The 6,059-nt window shown below is 55.5% G+C and carries 8 protein-coding genes; 5 read left to right on the forward strand and 3 right to left on the reverse strand.

All coding sequences use genetic code 11. The features are described from left to right. Nucleotides 1–22 precede the first annotated feature (22 nt). Nucleotides 23–718 (reverse strand): recombination-associated protein RdgC, encoded by a 696-nt coding sequence (gene rdgC / locus VE954_RS32925; protein WP_324961031.1) that lies wholly within the window; start codon nt 716–718, stop codon nt 23–25. A gap of 204 nt (nt 719–922) precedes the next feature. Between rdgC and VE954_RS32930 the strand changes: the two genes are divergently transcribed. From VE954_RS32930 to VE954_RS32950, 5 genes are all read left to right on the forward strand, one after another. Further along, nucleotides 923–1,225 (forward strand): hypothetical protein, encoded by a 303-nt coding sequence (locus VE954_RS32930; RefSeq protein ID WP_324961033.1) that lies wholly within the window; start codon nt 923–925, stop codon nt 1,223–1,225. A gap of 61 nt (nt 1,226–1,286) precedes the next feature. Next, on the forward strand, nt 1,287–2,384 hold the full coding sequence (locus tag VE954_RS32935; RefSeq protein ID WP_324961034.1) for a response regulator: 1,098 nt from the start codon (nt 1,287–1,289) through the stop codon (nt 2,382–2,384). Nucleotides 2,385–2,462: 78 nt separating this feature from the next. After that, nucleotides 2,463–3,305, forward strand: a complete 843-nt coding sequence (gene nadC, locus VE954_RS32940; protein WP_324961036.1) for a carboxylating nicotinate-nucleotide diphosphorylase — start codon at nt 2,463–2,465, stop codon at nt 3,303–3,305. Beyond that, the gene (locus VE954_RS32945; RefSeq protein WP_324961037.1) at nt 3,302–4,813 is read left to right on the forward strand and encodes a biotin--[acetyl-CoA-carboxylase] ligase; all 1,512 of its coding nucleotides are present in this window, start codon (nt 3,302–3,304) and stop codon (nt 4,811–4,813) included. The genes nadC and VE954_RS32945 overlap by 4 nt, the downstream gene beginning before the upstream one ends. 59 nt (nt 4,814–4,872) lie before the next feature. Then, nucleotides 4,873–5,259 (forward strand): hypothetical protein, encoded by a 387-nt coding sequence (locus tag VE954_RS32950; protein ID WP_324961039.1) that lies wholly within the window; start codon nt 4,873–4,875, stop codon nt 5,257–5,259. A 16-nt stretch (nt 5,260–5,275) separates the two neighbouring features. Here the strand turns inward: VE954_RS32950 and VE954_RS32955 are convergent, their stop codons facing one another. Together VE954_RS32955 and VE954_RS32960 are read right to left on the reverse strand one after the other, a co-directional pair. Further along, a complete protein-coding gene (locus VE954_RS32955) occupies nt 5,276–5,818 on the reverse strand; it encodes a hypothetical protein (protein WP_324961041.1) in 543 nt (180 codons plus the stop codon). Nucleotides 5,819–5,839: 21 nt separating this feature from the next. Next, the coding region (locus VE954_RS32960; RefSeq protein WP_324961042.1) for a VOC family protein at nt 5,840–6,059 on the reverse strand (220 nt) is incomplete at its 5' end.

Raw genomic sequence — 6,059 nt, forward strand, 5'->3', positions numbered from 1 at the left:
CACAAATTCTCAATTTTTTGTCTTAAAAAGGTGGAGCCTCTGTCTCAATGGCGCGTCCTGAGCGAACCGGCAGGGTATGAACGATACGCTGCAGGTACTCGTCATGATCTGCGGGGTTCTGCCAGGCATCGGCGCTGATCCCGAGCAAGGGTGGCATGAGCCGGAACAGCCCGATCTTGTGCGGTCGGCCAAAGGTCTTGCCAAACAGATCCTCAAAGGCTTCGCGGGCCATTTTACTCTGTGAAAACAAGAAGATACGATCCTCCTGATCCTTCCAAAAGGCATCGACGTAACTGATGGAAGGCAGACTCATCGTCAGAAGTTCCTCTTTCACTTCATCGAGGACCTGCTTTTTCATGACCCGCTGCGGTTCTTCGCCATCCTGCGGCGGCTCACGCTCCGACCAGCGCTGTTTGGCGATTTCCTGGAGCAGCTGACCCGGAACGGCCCGGCGTTCAATACGAAGGCGCAGAAGGACACCTTCTTCATAAAGACAATCACTGATGTCCCAGGCCGTTTGCCGCTCTGGAAAGTCTTCCATCTCGGGATTGTCGGGCAGGACCCAGCCATATTCGATTTCACGCGCAGCGGTTTGCAGGGAAATGGGTCGGGCCTGGAAACCGTGCAATTTTTGATTTAATTCGGCGACAGAAAGTCGCTTTTTCCGCCCTAACACTTGATAACGGGTCAGGGAGAAACTTCCATTCTGGAGACTCACTCACTCACTCCTTGTTTTCGGTCCCATCAGTGTAGACGGACTCGGATCCTTAGGCAAGGGTGGTAAACCGGCGTAATAGGTCAGACTGCAGCCGATTTTTGTCAGGAAGGCCCAAAGTGGGGCCGAGACCCGGTCTTAAGTTTCGCCGCGTTTCGACGACAAGAAGTTATAAGATCATCACGACGAATGCTGTGGAGAGTTTACATGGGCGAGCGCCATCCGACAGATTATGAAACCTACAAGGAAATCATGGGCGAGTTGATTAAGCCCATCCTTGCCGATGGTCTGGATCCCGAGACTTTGAAAAGCCTTTATGAATCCAAGGCTGTGTACCTCGAAAATCTCCGCATGAAGTGCTTCAAGGAATTGAACAGTCGTCGAGAAACGCATTTCACATGGGATGACTATTCCCTGGTGCTGCGCGCGATCGAAGAAAATCGCAACCATGTTCGTCAGCTGATTCTGGTCGTGGTCAACGAAAAGTTGGAACGCCGCCTCGCCTCCTGATCCAGCGACAATTATCAACGCTCTGTGATAAAATGAACCCCACACCGTCAGTGGGGGTTTTATGGCAGAGCGATGGCTGGTCATCGACGATTCATCCACCATTCAACGTGTCATCAAGCTGGCTTTTCAAGGCTATGACGTCGTTATCACCGAAGCCGACAGCTGTCAGGACGCGGCCCGCGAGATCATGTCGCAGCCACCTTCCTTGGTGATTGCTGATGCCGCGCTTGGTGGTGTGCAGGGTGTCCAGGATTTTCTGGCTTTGAAAGCCCACGCTCCCTTAGCGCCTTTTATTATTCTTGAAGGCAGTTACGATAATATCGACGAGGCGCAGTTTCGTGCCGCGGGCTTTCAGCATTTTCTGAAAAAGCCCTTTGATGGAGCCCAGCTTCTTTCCATCACGCGTCAGGCGTTAGGTCGGGCCTTGCCTTATCGCGGTGAAGCTGCCGTTGCTGCGGCCGCCGGTGCCCCGCAACCCATGGCGCAACCGACCATGACTATGCCGCCCCCCCCACCACCTTTACGGGCAGCCCGCTCCATGTCCGAGCCTGGCACGAGTTTTCCGCCGGAATCGACCCAAACTGGTTTTGATCTCGGACTTCATGAAACACGAAGCCCTCAGCATGCAAGCGAAGGTCGGGCCGCGATGGCGATGACGCAAATGTCGGCGCCACAGGCGGATGCTCGATCCATGGCCCAGACCATTGTATCCGAAGTTCGCGCGGCAACGCAGACTCAGCTCGCGAGCGAACTGCGCCCTATGCAGAATGCGGCGCCGGCCGATCGAGGCAATTTTCACTATGCGCCCTCGTCCCCATCCATGTCGCAGTCAGGCAGCTTTGGTCGCAAGGAAGCCCCTCTGGAAAACGTGCGCAATCCTGTGAGCTTTTCCCTGGAAGATGATGAACCCATGACACCCCCCGCAACCTCGGCCCCTGCTTCCAGCCGAGCCGACGCATCCGGCTGGGAGGGTCCTCGTCCTGCTGGCAGTCATCTCGGTAATCTTTTGGAACCCATGCTCCAGGAAGAGATGGAAAAGCTGGTCCGCATCGCGGTCGAGGACTATTGTCGTAAGAATTTCGCAGGCATTGCGCGCGATCTGATCCAACGCGAACTCGATCGCTTGACCCAGGATCGCAGCCGATTGCTGATGGATTGAGGCGGACTTGACGCTGGCCCCCTGAGGCTGTATTCCTCGGAAGCGACTCCTCATCGCTATCCGCCAAGGGGGCTTATCATGCGCGAATTGCATACGATCCAGATCGAACCCATCATTCTAAGAGCCTTGGAAGAGGACTGGGGTTACGGCGACTGGACCACTGATCTCTGCGTGGAATCCAATCGTCAGGCCCATGCGCGTATTATCTGCAAGGAAGCGACCTTGATCGCTGGTGTGGATGTCGCCGCTGCCGTTTTCCATAAGGTTGATCCGCAATTGAATGTGCAGATCAAAACCGCCAACGGCACGGCGGCTCAGGATCGCACGGAACTCCTCAGCATTGAGGGTCGGGCGCGCAGCATCCTGAAGGCGGAACGCGTGGCATTGAACCTCATGGGCCGCATGTGTGGGATTGCCACTCTCACTCGCGAACTGGTCAAGGCCCTGGAAGGCACTCGCACCCAACTCCTCGACACCCGAAAAACGACACCAGGACTGCGTATCCTGGAAAAATCTGCAACCGTTCTAGGCGGCGCGCGCAATCATCGCTTTGGTCTTTGCGATGGCGTGCTCGTCAAAGAAAATCATATTCGTGCTGCGGGTGGCATCAGCCAGGCTTTGGGTCGCCTCCATGAAAGCCTGCCACCCACCTTGAAAATCGAAGTGGAAACGACCAATCTCGATGAAGTGAAAGAAGCCTTGAGTGCTGGCGCTGACATCATCATGCTCGATAACATGAGCGTGCCCATGATGAAAGAGGCCGTGGCCTTGATCAAGGGCAAAGCTCTGGTCGAAGCGTCCGGTAATGTGCGCCTGCACAACATCCGTGAAATCGCTGAAACCGGCGTCGATTTTATTTCCACATCATCGATCATCACCGGAGCCCGTTGGTCCGACCTCTCTTTGCTCTTCGATGTATGAAAATATTTCGTTTCGAGACGCTCGATTCCACGTCGTCACATGCCACCCGCCTTTTGGAAGGCGGGGAATCCCCGCCTTTTGTTGTTTTCAGTCAGATGCAAACCCAGGGGCGCGGTCGATCGGGTAAAACCTGGTCGAGTCCCGAGGGCGGCCTTTATCTCACGGTTGTGTTTGACAGCCGTGACCTGGCCCACACGCAGCAAGGGCAATGGCCACTGCTGGCCGCCACGGCGATTGCTGTGTGGCTCCGCCGGGAATTTGGTTTCCGCGCCACCATCAAATGGCCCAACGATATTCTTTACGCCGGTCATAAACTCGCCGGCATCCTCTGCGAGAGCAGTGTCCAGGGCGGCATCTGGGGACCCATGCTGCTCGGTGTTGGCATCAATGTGCATGAAGCGCCGGTGGTCGCGGAGCAACGCAGCATCTCCATCGACCGTATTTTAGGGCGTAAAACACCCGTTGCCGTGCCGATGCTGGCCGAATCCCTGGCGGAGCATCTGCTCAGCTCCTTGCCTCAACCGCAGCTCATGCAGGAATTTGCCAACTACAGTATCGAACCGGGCCAGCTCTGGGTGGATGGCAACCATCATCTCGTGCGCCTGCAGAATTTCGATGCGGCAGGCGCTTTGCATGTGATCGATATGCAGAAAAATTCTGAACAGGTGCTGACCTCGGTGCGGCACGACTATCAATGGATCTATCAGCAGGATAAAACCTGGCCCATGATTGTGGCTGATATCGGCAATACTCTGACCAAACTTGCTGTCTATCAGAATCCTCGTGTGCGTGATGATCAGCCTCAGTTTGTCCGATTCCATCCGCAGGACCCCAAGGAAAAATTACTGGAAGCACTGAAACCCTTGCGTGACTTGGGCCTGGCTCGCGACTGGCCGGTTCATGCCATCTCAGTTTCCGATCCAGGTCGCGATGTGGTCGCTCGCGTTCTCAAGGATCTCGGTTATCAGCTGGTCAACGTTCCCAAACGACCTTTGCGGGTTCGTTACGATCGCTATCAATTTTCCGATTTAGGTATCGATCGCGTGGCCATGGTGGAAGCTGCTCAGGAAGCTCTGCCCGGACGCAATCTCATCGTCGTCAGCGCCGGCACATGCGTCACAATGGAAGTGTTGCATGGTGATACTTACTATCTTGGTGGTTATGTGCTGCCGGGTTTGCAGATGAAACTCGATGCCATGCATCAACGGACGGCGCGTCTGCCGCATTTAAAATTATCCGATGTGGACGGCAAAAGCCTGGCGCGCGGTGAACTGCTGGGTCGCGATACGCGCTCGGCCATGCTGCACGGAGTTTTGCACGAAACCAGTCTGGCTGTCATGGGACTGCGCAAGGAACTGGAGCAGGCCTGGCCTGGTACGCAATGGGAACTTATCTGTACGGGTGGGGATGGTGAAATTTTAAGCATTTTGCTTGACTCACCCTTTGTTCCCGGGCTCATATTGCAGGGAGTGCGGCTCATGGTTCTTGGTGGATGGACGGAACCCTGAATCCAGGCTAGCATTATTGGGAGTGTTTCATCACTTTACAGATTCCCGAGGAGGAAGTTATGCGATATCTCGCTATCGTCTTTGGTCTCGCTCTCACAGGCGCTTGCACAACGATTCCAAACCAGGCTGATGTGGAAGGCAAAGTTGATTCCTGGCTGGGTATGGATGCCGGCGCAGTGAAGCAATCGTGGGGCCAGCCGACTCAGGAAGTGAACGTCGGCGCTGACACCAAGGTTGTGCAGTACAGCTCCGCTGAAGGCGAAGAAAGCTGCCGCGTGGTTCTGACTTTCAATGCTCAAGGTGAAGTGGTCGCCACACGCTGGACCGGTGCGGACAAAGAGTGCCAGAACTTTGTGAAGGCTTCGCCCGCTTATGAAATGACAATCGGCGAAGAAACCAATACAGCGATTCTGGAAGCGACGGAAAATTTCCAAAGCCGCTTCTAATCGCATCGAGGCCGTCTTAAGCCGGACGGCCTTCGCCTTGAAAACTCGCCGCCAGATGAAAATCCGGTTTCTCCCCCGCATGATCCAGCGCCCAATACTGTTTTTCCCCAGTCTTTAAATGCAAAACCGCCGTGATTCCATAACGCAGCGCGAGCTTGTCCACCGCGACACCCGACGGGAGCGGAATACTCACCTGCAGCAGCAGCTGATGATCATTGCGAATCCATTGCATGGGTTCCAACGGCTTCAGCTTTTGGGGGGCAGGGATGGGCTGCCGATACGATTGAAATGGGTAGTGGGCCCAGTTCCCACTCGGACCGAAGTTCCATTCCTCATAAGCTTTCTGTCCGGACACCTGCAGAAAAATTTCCAGGCAGGTCGTGGTCCAGAGTTCATCCCGAAAACCGGGATTCGCGACCGGAATGGGTAACACCAAATCGTCGATGGGTCCCTGCACCCGGTAGCGCAGGTCCAGAGCTTCCGCTCGAACATCCACATCACACAGGACTTGAAAGGCCGCTGACGCAGGGCTTGGGGCAAATGGGCGAAGCTGATCCATGCTGGTCTCCTGAAACGAGGTTCACCAGCTTCCGGTGTTGGGCATCGAGGTCCAGGGTTCCGCCGGGGCCAGGGCCGGGCCGTCCTGAAGCAACTCAATGGAAATGCCATCAGGTGACTTGATAAACGCCATGCGCCCATCCCGAGGCGGGCGCAGGATGGTCACGCCACCTGTTTGCAAACGCGCGCAGACTTCATAAATATTCTGGACCGCATAGGCCAGATGCCCAAAATTCCGCGCG

The sequence above is a fragment of the Oligoflexus sp. genome (assembly GCF_035638955.1).
GTDB lineage: Bacteria > Bdellovibrionota_B > Oligoflexia > Oligoflexales > Oligoflexaceae > Oligoflexus.

What these genes read in the sequence shown, in the direction of transcription:
- VE954_RS32930 (WP_324961033.1), top strand. Translation starts at nt 923, where the DNA reads ATGGGCGAGCGCCATCCGACAGATTATGAAACCTACAAGGAAATCATG.
- VE954_RS32935 (WP_324961034.1), top strand. Translation starts at nt 1,287, where the DNA reads ATGGCAGAGCGATGGCTGGTCATCGACGATTCATCCACCATTCAACGT.
- nadC (WP_324961036.1), top strand. Translation starts at nt 2,463, where the DNA reads ATGCGCGAATTGCATACGATCCAGATCGAACCCATCATTCTAAGAGCC.
- VE954_RS32945 (WP_324961037.1), top strand. Translation starts at nt 3,302, where the DNA reads ATGAAAATATTTCGTTTCGAGACGCTCGATTCCACGTCGTCACATGCC.
- VE954_RS32950 (WP_324961039.1), top strand. Translation starts at nt 4,873, where the DNA reads ATGCGATATCTCGCTATCGTCTTTGGTCTCGCTCTCACAGGCGCTTGC.
- VE954_RS32955 (WP_324961041.1), bottom strand. Translation starts at nt 5,818, where the DNA reads ATGGATCAGCTTCGCCCATTTGCCCCAAGCCCTGCGTCAGCGGCCTTT.